The 13,713-nt window shown below is 47.8% G+C and carries 21 protein-coding genes and 1 pseudogene; 12 read left to right on the forward strand and 10 right to left on the reverse strand.

From position 1 onward, the window contains the following. Positions 1 to 226 precede the first annotated feature (226 nt). From KME12_17770 to blaOXA, 7 genes and pseudogenes are all read left to right on the forward strand, one after another. On the forward strand, positions 227 to 583 hold the full coding sequence (locus KME12_17770) for a YciI family protein (protein MBW4489635.1): 357 nt from the start codon (positions 227 to 229) through the stop codon (positions 581 to 583). 17 nt (positions 584 to 600) lie between these two features. Further along, a pseudogene (locus KME12_17775) lies at positions 601 to 1,101 on the forward strand (VOC family protein). Between the two features lie 56 nt (positions 1,102 to 1,157). Next, positions 1,158 to 1,586: a YciI family protein gene (locus KME12_17780; GenBank protein ID MBW4489636.1), complete on the forward strand. Its 429-nt coding sequence runs from the start codon at positions 1,158 to 1,160 to the stop codon at positions 1,584 to 1,586. Between the two features lie 81 nt (positions 1,587 to 1,667). Then, positions 1,668 to 2,102: a VOC family protein gene (locus KME12_17785; GenBank protein ID MBW4489637.1), complete on the forward strand. Its 435-nt coding sequence runs from the start codon at positions 1,668 to 1,670 to the stop codon at positions 2,100 to 2,102. A gap of 55 nt (positions 2,103 to 2,157) precedes the next feature. After that, a complete protein-coding gene (locus tag KME12_17790) occupies positions 2,158 to 2,559 on the forward strand; it encodes a VOC family protein (protein MBW4489638.1) in 402 nt (133 codons plus the stop codon). A 39-nt stretch (positions 2,560 to 2,598) separates the two neighbouring features. After that, positions 2,599 to 2,763 carry an acetyltransferase gene (locus tag KME12_17795; protein ID MBW4489639.1) on the forward strand — a complete coding sequence of 55 codons (165 nt, stop codon included), beginning with the start codon at positions 2,599 to 2,601 and terminating at the stop codon, positions 2,761 to 2,763. Between the two features lie 124 nt (positions 2,764 to 2,887). Continuing rightward, positions 2,888 to 3,730 (forward strand): class D beta-lactamase, encoded by an 843-nt coding sequence (gene blaOXA, locus KME12_17800; protein ID MBW4489640.1) that lies wholly within the window; start codon positions 2,888 to 2,890, stop codon positions 3,728 to 3,730. A gap of 126 nt (positions 3,731 to 3,856) precedes the next feature. Here the strand turns inward: blaOXA and KME12_17805 are convergent, their stop codons facing one another. Both KME12_17805 and KME12_17810 read right to left on the reverse strand, forming a co-directional pair. Further along, on the reverse strand, positions 3,857 to 4,495 hold the full coding sequence (locus tag KME12_17805) for a ThiF family adenylyltransferase (protein MBW4489641.1): 639 nt from the start codon (positions 4,493 to 4,495) through the stop codon (positions 3,857 to 3,859). Position 4,496: 1 nt separating this feature from the next. Next, the gene (locus KME12_17810) at positions 4,497 to 5,330 is read right to left on the reverse strand and encodes a hypothetical protein (GenBank protein ID MBW4489642.1); all 834 of its coding nucleotides are present in this window, start codon (positions 5,328 to 5,330) and stop codon (positions 4,497 to 4,499) included. Between the two features lie 105 nt (positions 5,331 to 5,435). Here KME12_17810 and KME12_17815 point away from each other — a divergent pair, with 105 nt between their 5' ends. Next, positions 5,436 to 5,660, forward strand: coding sequence for a hypothetical protein (locus KME12_17815; protein MBW4489643.1), 225 nt, complete (start codon positions 5,436 to 5,438; stop codon positions 5,658 to 5,660). 66 nt (positions 5,661 to 5,726) lie between these two features. Here KME12_17815 and KME12_17820 read toward each other — a convergent pair whose 3' ends face one another. The 8 genes from KME12_17820 to KME12_17855 form a co-directional block, all read right to left on the reverse strand. Continuing rightward, the gene (locus tag KME12_17820; GenBank protein ID MBW4489644.1) at positions 5,727 to 6,164 is read right to left on the reverse strand and encodes an NADAR family protein; all 438 of its coding nucleotides are present in this window, start codon (positions 6,162 to 6,164) and stop codon (positions 5,727 to 5,729) included. Between the two features lie 156 nt (positions 6,165 to 6,320). Continuing rightward, positions 6,321 to 6,974, reverse strand: coding sequence for a DUF4291 domain-containing protein (locus KME12_17825; GenBank protein ID MBW4489645.1), 654 nt, complete (start codon positions 6,972 to 6,974; stop codon positions 6,321 to 6,323). Between the two features lie 282 nt (positions 6,975 to 7,256). Then, the gene (gene tnpA / locus KME12_17830; GenBank protein ID MBW4489646.1) at positions 7,257 to 7,700 is read right to left on the reverse strand and encodes an IS200/IS605 family transposase; all 444 of its coding nucleotides are present in this window, start codon (positions 7,698 to 7,700) and stop codon (positions 7,257 to 7,259) included. A 9-nt stretch (positions 7,701 to 7,709) separates the two neighbouring features. Next, positions 7,710 to 7,877: a hypothetical protein gene (locus tag KME12_17835; protein MBW4489647.1), complete on the reverse strand. Its 168-nt coding sequence runs from the start codon at positions 7,875 to 7,877 to the stop codon at positions 7,710 to 7,712. Between the two features lie 42 nt (positions 7,878 to 7,919). Continuing rightward, positions 7,920 to 8,228, reverse strand: coding sequence for a hypothetical protein (locus tag KME12_17840; protein MBW4489648.1), 309 nt, complete (start codon positions 8,226 to 8,228; stop codon positions 7,920 to 7,922). A 115-nt stretch (positions 8,229 to 8,343) separates the two neighbouring features. Continuing rightward, the gene (locus KME12_17845; protein MBW4489649.1) at positions 8,344 to 8,907 is read right to left on the reverse strand and encodes a Uma2 family endonuclease; all 564 of its coding nucleotides are present in this window, start codon (positions 8,905 to 8,907) and stop codon (positions 8,344 to 8,346) included. A gap of 87 nt (positions 8,908 to 8,994) precedes the next feature. Next, on the reverse strand, positions 8,995 to 10,428 hold the full coding sequence (locus KME12_17850; protein MBW4489650.1) for a hypothetical protein: 1,434 nt from the start codon (positions 10,426 to 10,428) through the stop codon (positions 8,995 to 8,997). A 543-nt stretch (positions 10,429 to 10,971) separates the two neighbouring features. Then, on the reverse strand, positions 10,972 to 11,178 hold the full coding sequence (locus KME12_17855) for a hypothetical protein (protein ID MBW4489651.1): 207 nt from the start codon (positions 11,176 to 11,178) through the stop codon (positions 10,972 to 10,974). A 241-nt stretch (positions 11,179 to 11,419) separates the two neighbouring features. On the opposite strand from KME12_17855, the gene KME12_17860 reads away from it, so the two are divergent. From KME12_17860 to KME12_17875, 4 genes are all read left to right on the forward strand, one after another. After that, a complete protein-coding gene (locus tag KME12_17860) occupies positions 11,420 to 12,085 on the forward strand; it encodes an SDR family oxidoreductase (GenBank protein MBW4489652.1) in 666 nt (221 codons plus the stop codon). Between the two features lie 112 nt (positions 12,086 to 12,197). Next, on the forward strand, positions 12,198 to 12,383 hold the full coding sequence (locus KME12_17865; GenBank protein MBW4489653.1) for a hypothetical protein: 186 nt from the start codon (positions 12,198 to 12,200) through the stop codon (positions 12,381 to 12,383). 126 nt (positions 12,384 to 12,509) lie between these two features. Continuing rightward, positions 12,510 to 12,755, forward strand: coding sequence for a hypothetical protein (locus KME12_17870; GenBank protein ID MBW4489654.1), 246 nt, complete (start codon positions 12,510 to 12,512; stop codon positions 12,753 to 12,755). Positions 12,756 to 12,905: 150 nt separating this feature from the next. Next, complete coding sequence (locus KME12_17875; protein MBW4489655.1) at positions 12,906 to 13,502, forward strand: HAD family hydrolase; 597 nt, start codon at positions 12,906 to 12,908, stop codon at positions 13,500 to 13,502. Positions 13,503 to 13,713: the final 211 nt, after the last annotated feature.

The following is a 13,713-nucleotide window of genomic DNA, read 5'->3' on the forward strand; positions in this document are numbered from 1 at the left end:
GCCCGATAAACAGAGGCGATCGCCTGAGTAACATCCGATTTTGTGGTTGGAGCCATAGCTGAGCTAAAAAGACAAAAAACTTTTTGGTGAAGTGTCGATTTGAGCAATTCCCGTTCGACTGACTTACGAAGGAGGCAAAGCTCAATCGTACCGAATGAAAAAACTTTTTGGCGAGGTGTCGATTTAAGCAATTCCCGTTCGACTTAACTACAAAGGAGGCAACGGAATGAAATACATGCTGCTGATCTACATGGACGAAAACGCCCTGAGCGAAACCGAGCGAGAGCATTGCTATGTAGAATCCGCCCAACTCGCACAGGAACTCAACGCCAAGGGTCAGTATTTGGCGACCGCTCCACTCCATCCCGTGGCAACAGCAACCAGTATCCGCGTTCGCGACGGTAAATCACTCGTGACTGATGGACCGTTTGCTGAAACCCGCGAACAATTGGGTGGATTTTTTCTGATTGATGCTCAGGATCTCGATGAGACGATCGCGATCGCCACCCGCATCCCAGGAGCGCGAGTTGGCACGGTCGAGATTCGTCCTGTTCTTGAAATTGTGGGATTACCAGCGCATTGAACTTGAGGAGAACCATCATGCAAAATAATCATATGATCACCCCCTGCTTGTGGTTTGACGATCAAGCCGAAGCCGCCGCTCAGTTTTACACCGCCATTTTTCGCAATTCCAAGATCGTTCACATCAGCCGTTAGGCAGAAGCTGGACAGGAAATTCACGGAAAACCCGCTGGAACCGTCATGACCGTTAGCTTTGAACTAGACGGTCAGCCGTTCACAACCCTGAATGGAGGCCCAACCTTCAAATTTAACAAAGCGATTTCCTTCCAAGTCTTTTGCGACACCCAGGAGGAAGTGGATGATTACTGGCAAAAACTGTCTGCGGGTGGGGATGAAACTGCACAGCAATGCGGCTGGCTCAAAGATCAATATGGCGTCTCATGGCAAATTATTCCTCGCATTCTGATTGAGCTGCTCAACCACCCCGACGCAGCAATATCCCAAAGGGTTACCGCTGCCATGCTGCAAATGAAGAAAATCGAGATTGATGAACTTAAGCGTGTCGCTGCGAGTGAGTAATCAGCACACCAAACCCATAGCCGTCCAGTTCAAACCACTCAACAGGAGATTTCACAATGAAAGTCATGGTCATTGTCAAAGCCACCCAAGATTCCGAAGCTGGCATCATGCCGAGCGAACAGCTTTTGACTGCAATGGGGCAATACAACGAAGAATTAGCCAAAGCAGGTATCTTGCTCGCTGGTGAGGGGCTTCATCCTAGCTTAAGAGGGGTACGAGTTCACTTTTCAGGCACAGATCGCACCGTTATCCAGGGACCATTTCCAACGCAGGAGCTAATGGCAGGGTACTGGCTGTGGCAGGTGAATTCAATGGAAGAGGCGATCGCCTGGGTGAAGCGCTGCCCCAACCCCATGCCCGGAGACTCCGAGATTGAGATCCGTCCCATCTTCGAGGCAGAGGATTTTGGTGAAGCTATGACACCCGAATTAAGGGAGCAGGAAGACCGCATTCGGGCCCAGCTTGAAACGCAACAGCAAAAGTAACATCAACTACCACGCCAATGATGTTCGTGGGCGAACGATCCGCTCATCCAAACGCAGAATCGATGACGAAAGGAGAAAACAATGGAACTCAATTCTTACCTGATGTTCAATGGCAACTGTGAAGTTGCATTCCAGTTCTATCAACAATGTCTGGGTGGCAAGATCAGGATGATGATGACTCACAAAGAGGCACCCTCATCAGAACATGTACCTACTGAATGGCAGGACAAAATTATGCACGCCTGTCTCGATTTAGGCGTTGGCGGAGCCTCTCCCTCGGAAAATCGTTTGTTGATGGGATCTGACAGCCCACCTGGATATTTTGAACCCCCACAAGGCTTCTATGTACAAATTAGTGTTGCCGAACCAACCGAGGCAGAACGGATTTTTCACGCTCTAGCAGAAAACGGCAAAGTGAAGATGGCGATCGCTCAAACCTTCTGGTCTGTCCGTTTTGGCATGTTAATTGATCAGTTCGGTACGCCGTGGATGGTCAACTGTGAGCAAGTAGCTTGAGTCTTGAATCGTCTTTCAACCGATACAACTGCAACAAATCACACTCGAAAAAACCATGACTACTCAAATCTTCGTCAATTTACCCGTCAAAAACCTCAAGCAGTCGATCGAATTTTTTACCCAACTCGGCTTCCAGTTCAATCCTCAATTCACTGATGAAACTGCTACGTGCATGATTGTCTCCGAGAGTATCTTCGTGATGCTCTTGACTCATGAGAAGTTTAAGACGTTTACGCCAAACACGATTTGTGATGCTACAAAAAGTACTGAAGTGTTGGTGTGCTTATCGACGGAGAGCCGAGAAAAAATTGATGAAATGGTTCGCAAGGCGATCGCAAGGGGTGGCACAACCTACAATGAACCTCAGGACCACGGATTTATGTATGCACATGGGTTTCAGGATTTAGATGGTCACATTTGGGAACTGATGTACATGGAACCCAGCGCAATCAACTAATCAAAGAAACTCGATCGCACCCCTGATTGGCGAGAACAACTGATTGCTGAGATAGAAGGGCGTGCGATCGGCTTTATCCAGATTATTGATCCCACCCTTGAGGAGAGTCATTACTGGGGAGATATTGCTGCAAATCTTCGCGCCATTGACATTGGGATTGGTGAAGCGACGGATTTAGGCAAGGGTTATGGAACGAAAATGTGAGTGTTCTCCGGAATCGCTCTCAATTGCAATGTATTTCTACAGGCTCAATCTGCTATTTCACAATTAGAATATCGTGAGGTTCATGAAATACTCTTTCAGCAAGCAGTTTAGACGATTGGCTCTGATGATGGGTAGCCTTCTACTGCTATGCCTGTGCAGTTTGGCACCTGTATCTGTCCAATCTCAGCCTGCCACAAAAGATGCTACCCAGGCGATCGCGCCTTCCAAGCAAACTGCGATTGCCCAAGCGCAAAATCTAGCGAAAGCCTTCAAGGAATTAGGAGTAGATGGCTCGATCATCATCTATGACAAAAAGCGCGATCGCTTTTACGAACATAACCCGACTCGCAATACAACGGTGTTCTATCCTGCCTCTACCTTCAAAATTCTCAATGCCCTAATTTCTCTCGAAACGGGCGTAGTTCGCGATGATCTTGCCGTTCTGACTTGGGATGGTGTGCAGCGTGAAATCCCTGCTTGGAATCGAGATACTAATCTCCGTCAAGCCTTTAAAGACTCTACCGTTTGGTTCTATCAAGTCCTTGCTCGTCGCAATGGGCATGAACGAATGCAAAAATTTGTGGCGCAAGCAAACTATGGTAATCGCCAAATTGGCACACCTGACCGAATTGATCACTTCTGGTTAGACGGCCCTCTGCAAATTACGCCTAGACAAGAAATTGAATTTCTTCAACGGTTAGAGCGAAACGATCTGCCCTTTTCAAAACGCACAATTGACTTGGTCAAAGACATCATGATTGTGGAGCAAACACCAGACTATATCTTACGAGGAAAGACAGGCTGGGTGACGGAGGTTAACCCCGGTGTGGGTTGGTTTGTCGGTTATTTAGAGCAAAATAACAATGTGTATTTCTTTGCCACTAACATTGCTATGTCTAAAATGGAAGATGCTCCTAAGCGATTAGAACTGACTCGTCGTACTTTCAAAGCACTAGGGCTGCTCTGATTTGAAGCGATCGCTGCCCCTGATAAGTTGCATGGTGGCTGAATTTCTCTCAAGTCGGCAGTTAAATATCGAAAGATGAGGGTGATGGTGACAGCCTACGGAGAGCAACCCAGTCACCATCAGTGCCTACAGATTTAGAGATTGAACACTCAAATCCTTCAATGTAATCGTGTAATGATGTTGTTTCCCTATTGCAACAAAGGAGGCGATCGCTTCACTGGTCACCGCCACGGTTAGCATGACCAAATTCCGGGCCAGTGAATAATCGCAAACATCATCATTGACATCTGAAGGAACGCGATAAACATCATTCCAAATCACTTCAGCGTAATCAGCAGCGAGCCCAGCGTGGAGGCAAGGAGTTTTAGTCTGCTCAGCATAATCTTTCACTGCTCGCCGTGAAGTACTGTTATCAAACACATCCACAATCAGTTGACTGCCTTTGAGTAGTTGAACCACATTCGCCACAGTCAACTCTTTGGTTTCTACTTCCACCTTTGTCGCGATCGCCCGATATAAGTTATTCGCCAAAATTTTGGCTTTGAATGCACCCACATCAGAACGGTAGTAAGGCTGAGTCGAGAGATTACGTTCTTCAATGCGATCGCGCTCGATCACCTTGAGCTTACCAAACCCAGCACGAGCCAAGTTTTCAGCTAAATTTCCCCCTAACGCTCCTGCACCACAGATAGCGACAGGAAACTCCTTTAGCTTTGCCATCACAGCATCGCTTCGATAGAGTTGTTCGTGAAAAAAGATACTCATCTCACCACTCCCGGTCTTCCATTACACCCACTAACGATTGCAAGTCAAAGTCGTGGTCGCGTCCGCTTAAGCAAATACCAGAACTCACGACGGTCAGGTCATCTTTGGCGATTGCGCTCGTATGACGAACCCCATCCGATGTTGTCCAATCGACTGTCCAGTAATCCCCCCGATCCTGGAACTGGTGCAGTTCACCACCACCTAGTTTAAGCGCTTGACGTAGACGTTTTTCATCTCGTTGAGGATGAGCAAAGCCTTCAGTTCTTTGAGTGGCTAGATCGTAGAGCGATCGCATTTCGGGTGTGATGCCCTTAAACTGCAACTCTTCAACAGGAATCAGTTGCTTGAGATTGGATTGCAGAGTTTCGGCGATCGCAGGATCATCACGGCGATCGATCTCCTCGAACCAGCAGGAGTTACCATTCCAACGAGCGATAATCTGCTCAAAAGCAATTCCTTCGGTGACTAGATGCACAGGTACAGGTTTAATGGTTTTGAACCGCTGGCGCATGTCTGCTTCGTTGACTGGATAAGCTAACCAGGTTTGATGCTGTAAGCGATAGGCCAAGCGTAGACGAATGGTTGGCAAGTTCTGTAAGTAGGCAGCAATTTGAGGTAGATCGGCCTCTTCAATCAACATTGCGGTCTGTGCATTCACAGCCTGGAAGATGCCCCATCCCTCGAACTTTTGGGGTTTGGGAGTGAAGGTGTAAATCATACCTGCTACCCGTGTGCGAACTTTTCCACCTTTGACGCAAGGTGCCAAAAACTGAGTGGATTGTAGTTGTGCTTCGGCACTCGCAATCTGGCTTAAGAGCTTGCGGATGTCTTGCATATTGACACCTCATTATGGCGGTTGTGGGCATCTGTCTTAGGGTGGCTGTGCATCATCTCAAGATGACTACACTGGAGTACAAAAGCATGATTCTGGAGAACAGTAATGATGACCGCTGATGACTCTCAGAATGTACCCAAGCAAGTTGATCAAGAAGACTGGTTTAGCCGTGGCAGGGCAGATGCACTGATGGGACACTCTAAACAGCCTCCTGAAATTGATCCTGAACAAGCCAGCCAGTATGACTTGGGATATGGTGAAGGGAGCCTCCAGCAATCTCTCGCTCAGAGCACCTCAGCACCAGACGCTGCGATCGCTACAGACGATTAAGCCTGTCAATGACTGACTCCGTTGGTGTGCAAGGGCATGTTGACTCAGCTTCTCACTAGGGGAAGGTCAGGAGCGCAAAGAACCTCGGATCTCCATCAAAATTTGTCCTAATTTGTTTTTGCCGCTGCCATCTTTGCCACAGCCCCAGTAATAATCAACCGGGGAGTTTTCCACCAACACTTCATCCCCCGTTGCCAGCAAGATTTCTCGGATGTCTGCATGAGCCATAAACTTTTGCAGAACTGCTTTTCGCATCACGTCATCTTTCACTTGCTCCCAATCAGAACGAAGTGGAAGAGAGCGATCGCGCCCCATATTCGCTGCATCTTTAGGAGTTTTGGTCTGTCTTAGCTTCTCTAAATAAGGCGTCTCAATAAACTTCTGAGCTTGAAAATAGTGTTCGCTCGTTGCCCAGTACAGATCATCTAACATAAAGCCATGTGCTGAGAAATTGGAGAAGCAACCATAGGGCTTTTCGCGTTCGACGTAGAAGTAGATAGTCATAGTTGCTCGTTACCGTTCCTCTCAGACTGCGTATGTAGGCTCTAAAGGTTAGGGCACGCAGGATATTAAAGTGATTTTATTTGTACTACAAATACTACAATAGCAATTTCGGATTGTCTAGGGCGATCGCTATTTTGTAGAAAGCAGTCATCGCCTCTAAAGTATGGCTTCAACGGTTGATAACTGGCGCCGTCGAGCAATCTCTGGATCAGCAACAGGATAAACTGACTCACTGGGGACGATAAGTTGCGCCCAATTTCCAGTCTGAACGAATGAATATTGCTCCCGAACGAATTGGGAGATATCCTCAATACTCACAATCCAATCACGGGTGTATTGAGCCAGCGTTTCACCCCGTAATCCCAATTGGATGGCACGTCGCTCTAGCTTGGCACCAGACGGATGATGATCCGGGTCCCACTGCAACCGTACTGAGGATTGAGCTACGGCTTGTTTCCACTCGGCTTCAGTGGAGTAGACCTCTGGAGAAAAGCTGGAATGGACAGCGGTTGCCAAAATTGTTTCAAACGCCGATTGCTTGATCCGAATTGCCAGAATAACTTCCTGACCTGCTTTGGTGCCCCAGCCAGAACGGTACATCATCCATAAAAAGTTGGGCTTAATCCAACTCATGCGATTCAGGCTAAACTCACCACCGAAGTAACCATGCTCAAGGGCAAAATGGGCGATCGCCGGACGATATGCCTGATACACCACAACGGAGGCTTCACCGTACTGAGCAATAATATGTCGTCCAGTTTTCGGTGAGCGGAGAATGCTAGTGGTGTAATCTTCTATTAAAAGTTGCATATTATCTTTCGCCTCCGCAATCTACACCTTCTTGACACCCCTTATTAATATCGCCTCATGAGAGTAAGCGATCGCCTAAATCGAGGACACGCCATAGCATGTTACAAACGAGACTATGGAAACTTCTGTGTCATTCTTATTGCCAACAGAATTAGGCAGGACATCAATGAGCTTAAAATTCTGCTATGAAGTAAAATTTCATCTATGATTTAGAGTAGATTATAAGCTTTAAGTATTCTGTAAGTAATGAACTACCCCGCCGCAAGCAGCGGGGTATCAGCATCAAAAGAGGGCTAATTGCTCATCTCGATGCAGTTGCAGATACTCCTTGCCCTGCTTTTTGACATACCTGGCAATCATACCTTCATCCCCATGCTTGCCCACCGTACTGGCAAAGTACCCGTCACTCCAAAACTCCCCACCCCACAGCTGCTTTTTCACCCCTGGGCACCGTTTGAATACCTCGCGTGCTGTTAGGCTCTTGAGCATCGTCACCAACTTCGTCACACTGTACGTCGGCACCGACTGAATTAAGAAGTGCACATGGGCTTTGTCGATCCCAATCTCGACAAACTTAATCTCATAACGCTTCTCGATTTCAAGGCATACCTCACGTAAGACTGCATCAACCTGTTCGTCAAACACAGCCCGTCGATACTTTGCAGGAAACACCAAGTGATACAACAAAACAGTGACGTTATGGCTCTTGTGAATATATTCACTCATCCTGGCATTTTACGCCCCGAGGGGCGGGGAATCTACCCGCAGAGATTGAATCTGCTCTCGCAGGGTCAGCTCGATGCCTTCGAGCGTCTTCATCGCTTCTGGGTCACTTTCGTCGTACAGAATTTGAGCAATCGCTTCAAGGTGAACTTGGAGGGCTTGTTCTTGAGCAGGAGTCATGTCAGAGGTTGCAGCAAGTGAATCCTTCTATCCTGACTGATCTCACCCAACTCTTGCAAAGGTGACATGCTCCCATAAGACTTCAGGCAATGTCTTTATTTCTTCATACTTACAAAATCTCATTATGAGATTTACAAATATATGGTTATTTTTCCATTTATCCAACCAGTCATTTGAAGATCCTGCGTGAAAGTGATATGCATTAACTAATGCATCTCCAAATATTGAAATGCATTTTCGATGGTTAATAAAACCAGGATCAATATGACTACTGAGGCTATCATCTTGATCAAATCCTGGCAATGGTTCCATATCTTGAAGGCTCAGTGAAATTTGAAATGAACTAGGCATTGCTGATCAACAGTTGTGAATCAGCAATGCTCTATTTTAACCTCACCTATCCAATTGCAAAGGTCGTGCTGTGTATAAAATTTCCAGCGGCTCCAGATGAAAGGGATATACTAACCTACAGTTTCAACCAACCGAATACATCACTTACAGTTAGCCGCAAGTTGGCAACTAAATTAGGAACAGGTAAAACTTCATCTGCTTCTTGTAGCAGTTCGGGTTGTTGTCCTGATGGGTAGATGAGAAGCGATCGCTCGTCTGGATCAATCAGCCAACCCATCTGACAGCCATGCTTTAGACAGTGCAAAATATTACCCGTTACCTTGGTTGGGCTTTGTTCTGGAGACAGAATCTCAATCGTCCAGTCTGGGTAAATTGGAAATACATTGGCAATGTCGCCATTATCATCAACCGGAATTCGATTCCAGGCAAACACAGCAACATCAGGAACAATAGATCTGCCGCCAAACGTACACCGCAATTCTGGAAAAGCTAAAGCAATTTTCTTATCTTCAACCACCTGATTGATGGCTGTCACTAACTTGCCTTGTAGCTTGCTGTGCTTTCCCTGCGGCATCGGCTTTTGAACCAGCTGTCCATTAATGTATTCACTCGCTGGTTTTGTCTCTGGTAAAGCCAGAAACTCCTCCAGCGCGATCGTTTTTTCAGGGATTTGTACCATCAGCGATTCCCCCTTTGCCCAAAGTCAGCACTCAGAATAGAAAGGGCAGTAGTCCACCAAAATGATGAACCATGCCCTATTCTAACCTCACTTATCCGATCGCACAGGGAGTGCAGTGTCCAGAATCTCCATCAGTAGATCTAGCCGAGAAGGGCGCGTCAGCAGTGGTACGAGATTGGGCAAGCTGTAGTAGTCTCCTGCAAACGTGAACGTCTCCACAGGCAGTTGCTTCTGCTTCAGTTGCTGCTCCACATAGTTGTAGTGGGTTCCAACTCGGACAATTACCACATTGGGCATCACTGCAAACTCGCGCTGGTAGCTCAAGTAAGCCTCCAGGAAGTAAGGAGAAGCATTCTCACCTTCGTCTGTGACGATGATGATTTGGTCTACAATTTGGCGCTTCTTCCGCATGGCCTCCAGCGCACAACCAATACTGGTACTGCTGCCTGCCTTGATGTGGTGGAAAGCCCGCTCCCAATCAGTCAACTCCTTGCCCTGTGCAACCACAGGATAAGGAAGGGTGTCGAAAGCGTAGACAAACAGATCCGCCTCAGTGATACCAGAGATCAGCGCTGCCAGTCGCTTACCCAGCTCGATCGCATTCTCCATCGAACCAGATTTGTCTACAAACAGAGCCGTCGGACGGGTAATCGTACCGCGCCGCTTCACCTGCTCGTTGGTCACCTTCTCCAACCGCGCCACCGTATCTTCATCCAGCTCCACAGCGTCCGCAGCCACTTGTGCCTTATATGCGGCAACCCGTGTTCCCTGAGCTGCTTGATCCAGCTTGGTATCAATCAACGCTTTCACCTCTGGGTGATCCATTGCCCCTCTCACCTTGAGAGATTTGAGGTTATTGATCACTTCCTGGGGAGACATGCTGTTAATCAGCGCCACCAGAACCGTAGGAGTCAGTTGCTTAACTGCACCGATCGCGATCGCATAGGGCAGATTAAACTCCACGATCAACCGCGCCTGTTCTGCTGCAGTGGTAGTCTTGGCAAGCTGCTTCAACACATCCGCCAGAGAACCGACAGGAGGCTGGTCGTGGAATAGAATCGCATTCGCCCGCTCACTAGGCTTGATGTGCAGCGACGCATACAGGTGCTTCATTGCCTTTCGTCCTCGAAGAGCCGCGCGATCGAACAGGGCAAAATTGCTTTCCCGCACCTTCAGATAGCGTTGCACCGCAGTCCGAGCAGAACGAGGGAGCTTATTTCGGTGTTGCTTCATAAAGTCCACCACCCGTGCCACTTGATAAGGCGGGAACTCTTGGAGCATGATGAATCCTGCATCTCGGTGTTCGGTCAAATCGCTAGTCAGCAGATGCGCGACAAATACTTCTTTGTGATCGCGCACATCACCATTGCGGTGATACCAGACTGCCAGATGCCCGTAAAAGATCGGGTCAACTTCTACAAATAATTGATGAATTTCTGCCACTTGCTCTAGTTTGCGGTGAGGAGTAGTGAGCAAGCTGTTGAGCATCTCCAGCCGCAGATCTCGTTCGGCGTTGTTCATGGTCGTATCCTCCTTGTTAATAGTCAGGAGGCGATCGCCGCAGTGCATGGCAAACAATAACCGCGCAAGTCGGAAGAACAAAGTTCACAGGTCTTGTGCTTAAAACAAGTGTGTAAGTTCTTCCCGTTGGGGCGCGGCGATCGCGTTAAAAAGATAAAATTTTGGTCAAATTGGGCAAAGCATTACCGCGCAAGTTGCAGAAGCTAGGTCAGGGCTGATTGTTGGATGCTAAATACCAAGAGCTTCCCCAGCATTTAGCATTCCTTCTCAGCACTATTTGTGCCTGCTATCGGTCTCAGGCTTGCAGCGTATCCCTCCAGATACGCACCGTTGGTTTGGTTAGAGAGTATGTAAGCTTCTGCGATCGGGGCGCGGCAATGATCGCCTCACTGCCAAATTGAATTAGGTCACCTCGTGCAAGTTGAAAAAGCAATTGTGTTATACACAGGAATCGAACCTGTAGTACTTGATCTCAAATCAAGTGCCTTACCGTTTGGCGAGTATGTATGCTTCTTCTATTAGGGCACGAAGTAGAAAGATTGTTTAGCCGTAAACCGCTTCAGGAAGGATGATTAAATCTCCACTGGGTCGGCGATCGACCACATAAGCAGAGAGCCGATTTGCTTGAACATCGAGATGTTGAGAGACTCGCTCTTTGACGGCAACATCATTCATGCCTGCGGTAATGCCCAACTGATTTTCTGCGATGTCGAGCGATCGCCCTTCAAATCGAATATGAACCATTGCCATCACCTCCCATTGATGTTGCTTTCGGCGTTTTATCTCATGCTATAAGCATAATACAACATACTACAATCTGTCAATAGGATACTACAAAATTTTTAAGAGGTGAGAGGGTAATCATTGAAAGAATGGCTGGATTGCTTTCGGAGTCTGGTTGTAGGCGTTACGCTTAAAGATGGTCACTACTCTCAGCAAGTCTATGAGTAGTTTCTACGCATCTCTCTCAAATAATGCGATCGGAGTTCACATGGCAACCTATATCGTCACAGGGGCAAATCGGGGAATTGGTTACGAGTACTGTCGGCAACTACAAGCACGGGGTGAAACCGTCATTGCTGTCTGTCGTACGGCCTCGGAGGCATTGCAGCAGCTAGGAATACAGGTTGAAGCGGGAATCGATATTACCTCAGATACTTCCGTGTCAGACTTACGAAAGCGCTTGGGCGATCGGGACATTGATGTTTTGATTAACAATGCAGGCATCATCAAGCGCGTCACCCTGGAACAGCTAGACTTCGACTGCATCCGAGAACAGTTTGAGGTGAATGCGCTCGGTGCTCTACGGGTGACCCATGCACTACTGCCCCAGCTCCCAGCAGGCTCCAAAGTTGTGTTGATGACCAGCCGCATGGGATCGATCGCAGATAATACTTCGGGTAGTTCCTATGGCTATCGCATGTCGAAGGTGGCGTTATCGATGGCAGGAAAATCTTTAGCTCACGATCTCAGACCCCGTGGCATTGCCGTCGCGATTCTGCATCCTGGTTTAGTGCAAACTCGCATGACTAATTTTACGGCAGGTGGCATCACACCAGAGGAATCTGTGCAAGGTTTGTTGACCCGGATTGATCAGTTGGCCTTGAAGAATACGGGCACGTTTTGGCACGCCAATGGAGAGGTGTTGCCTTGGTAATCAGCGCCCTCTGGGCCAAGGCAGAACTCTAAGCAGCTCCGCTTTGGCCCCATGACGAACATTTGTAACCCTTCGCCACGAAAAAATCGGAGCTGCTTAGAATCGAGAAGTTTTGTCTGCGATCGCAATTTCTATGACAGCCCGCCACAGCCAATCACAGCTTCAAGACTTGACTCAAGCAGTGCTCCAAGATGGCTTTTGTATTCTGCACATTGCCCGCGAAGGCGACTTGCAGAACCGAGGAGCTGCCCGCTACTATGTCACCCTCCCGTTTCACCCTCTTCCATCTGCCCTTTGAACGATCGCGAATTTAAGTAAAGTACAAGGTTTTGATGACAAAGAGTCACGGTGTTTTTCGTTAGTCGAAGAGATTAAGCGATCGCTTTAAGAAACTCCTATTGGTGATAGAAGGGGGTTGAATGCTATGCATTGTCACATCTTTCTTCACAAAAAGGATAACTACCAAAAGGTTTGTGAAAAAGGGCAGTTGCAAGAGGGCAATCGCTTAAATATCCACTACATCAGCGTTTTAATAATTATTCTATTTGTAAAGAAAGATGCGGCAATGGATAGGATTGTTGTTGCCCTGCTGCTCCAGGAAGTTGAACAAAAGCGACTGTTACTACAAAAGCAGGGATGGGACATTCAGATCACAAGGTGCAAGATGTAGTCAAGGTATTTGCAGATATTGCGGAAGAGGTTAGACAGTGGTTGTCCTAGCCACGGCATAACCAGTCGGTTGCAGCGGACATCTGAAACTTTTATGCTGGATTCAAAGCTACTTGCTACCGCTGATTTGAGATGTTAGGAGGCTTTACCCATGCGCGCAGTCATCTTCGACATTGACGGCACTCTCCTTCACTCCAGTAAACTCGATGACGAAACGTACACCTCCGCCATTCACGATGTACTGGGATCTGTGCAATTCAGAAAATCATGGAGCCACTATAAAAACGTCTCTGGTTCTGGAACCCTCCTTGAAATTCTTGGTGACAATAACATCGGGAATACCGCTGGTGTGCTGCGTGCCGTTGAGGAGGCATTTGTCGCTAGAATTTCTAGGCACATTGAGAAGCATGGGCCGATCATGGAGGTACCAGGCGCAAAGGACTTCGTTAGTAAACTAGCGAGCTCAAGAGCCTGCCAAATAGCCTATGCCACTGCCGGATGGTTCGCATCTGCTCGGATAAAATTGAGATCATCGCAGTTTCCAGTGGATGGGATACCCTTAGCATCGTGCAACGATCACATTGACAAAGTCGCAATCATGACCCATGCGTTCAAGCAACTCACCGCGCCGTTTGATTCAATTACATACTACGGCGACGGCGAGTGGGACAAGTTGGCAGCTAACGCGCTGGGTTGGAACTTTGTCCCTGTGGGTGAGAAGCTAAATGGTCTCGAGCACTTTATTTAAACGCACCAGAACCTTCATTTAGGAATCGCGCTCCGCCGCCAGACAAGCGACTGTGATCTGAATAGATACGAGAGGTTACCTGGCGGTGATTGCACTTCGCGGTCTTGAGTCTGTCAGTTCATGCCAGATGGTGGGCTGCTTCTAGGTATCAGTGGGGCAGTAAATTGAAGTCCATCTGTTGGTGTTTCAGGTTAAGTTCTATTTAGCTCTT

It is taken from the genome of Trichocoleus desertorum ATA4-8-CV12, from assembly GCA_019358975.1.
GTDB classification, from domain to species: domain Bacteria; phylum Cyanobacteriota; class Cyanobacteriia; order FACHB-46; family FACHB-46; genus Trichocoleus; species Trichocoleus desertorum_A.

Coding starts and splice junctions, on each gene's coding strand:
- KME12_17770 (MBW4489635.1), top strand. CDS start 227: ATGAAATACATGCTGCTGATCTACATGGACGAAAACGCCCTGAGCGAA.
- KME12_17780 (MBW4489636.1), top strand. CDS start 1,158: ATGAAAGTCATGGTCATTGTCAAAGCCACCCAAGATTCCGAAGCTGGC.
- KME12_17785 (MBW4489637.1), top strand. CDS start 1,668: ATGGAACTCAATTCTTACCTGATGTTCAATGGCAACTGTGAAGTTGCA.
- KME12_17790 (MBW4489638.1), top strand. CDS start 2,158: ATGACTACTCAAATCTTCGTCAATTTACCCGTCAAAAACCTCAAGCAG.
- blaOXA (MBW4489640.1), top strand. CDS start 2,888: ATGATGGGTAGCCTTCTACTGCTATGCCTGTGCAGTTTGGCACCTGTA.
- KME12_17805 (MBW4489641.1), bottom strand. CDS start 4,495: ATGAGTATCTTTTTTCACGAACAACTCTATCGAAGCGATGCTGTGATG.
- KME12_17810 (MBW4489642.1), bottom strand. CDS start 5,330: ATGCAAGACATCCGCAAGCTCTTAAGCCAGATTGCGAGTGCCGAAGCA.
- KME12_17815 (MBW4489643.1), top strand. CDS start 5,436: ATGATGACCGCTGATGACTCTCAGAATGTACCCAAGCAAGTTGATCAA.
- KME12_17820 (MBW4489644.1), bottom strand. CDS start 6,164: ATGACTATCTACTTCTACGTCGAACGCGAAAAGCCCTATGGTTGCTTC.
- KME12_17825 (MBW4489645.1), bottom strand. CDS start 6,974: ATGCAACTTTTAATAGAAGATTACACCACTAGCATTCTCCGCTCACCG.
- tnpA (MBW4489646.1), bottom strand. CDS start 7,700: ATGAGTGAATATATTCACAAGAGCCATAACGTCACTGTTTTGTTGTAT.
- KME12_17835 (MBW4489647.1), bottom strand. CDS start 7,877: ATGACTCCTGCTCAAGAACAAGCCCTCCAAGTTCACCTTGAAGCGATT.
- KME12_17840 (MBW4489648.1), bottom strand. CDS start 8,228: ATGCCTAGTTCATTTCAAATTTCACTGAGCCTTCAAGATATGGAACCA.
- KME12_17845 (MBW4489649.1), bottom strand. CDS start 8,907: ATGGTACAAATCCCTGAAAAAACGATCGCGCTGGAGGAGTTTCTGGCT.
- KME12_17850 (MBW4489650.1), bottom strand. CDS start 10,428: ATGAACAACGCCGAACGAGATCTGCGGCTGGAGATGCTCAACAGCTTG.
- KME12_17855 (MBW4489651.1), bottom strand. CDS start 11,178: ATGGCAATGGTTCATATTCGATTTGAAGGGCGATCGCTCGACATCGCA.
- KME12_17860 (MBW4489652.1), top strand. CDS start 11,420: ATGGCAACCTATATCGTCACAGGGGCAAATCGGGGAATTGGTTACGAG.
- KME12_17870 (MBW4489654.1), top strand. CDS start 12,510: ATGCATTGTCACATCTTTCTTCACAAAAAGGATAACTACCAAAAGGTT.
- KME12_17875 (MBW4489655.1), top strand. CDS start 12,906: ATGCGCGCAGTCATCTTCGACATTGACGGCACTCTCCTTCACTCCAGT.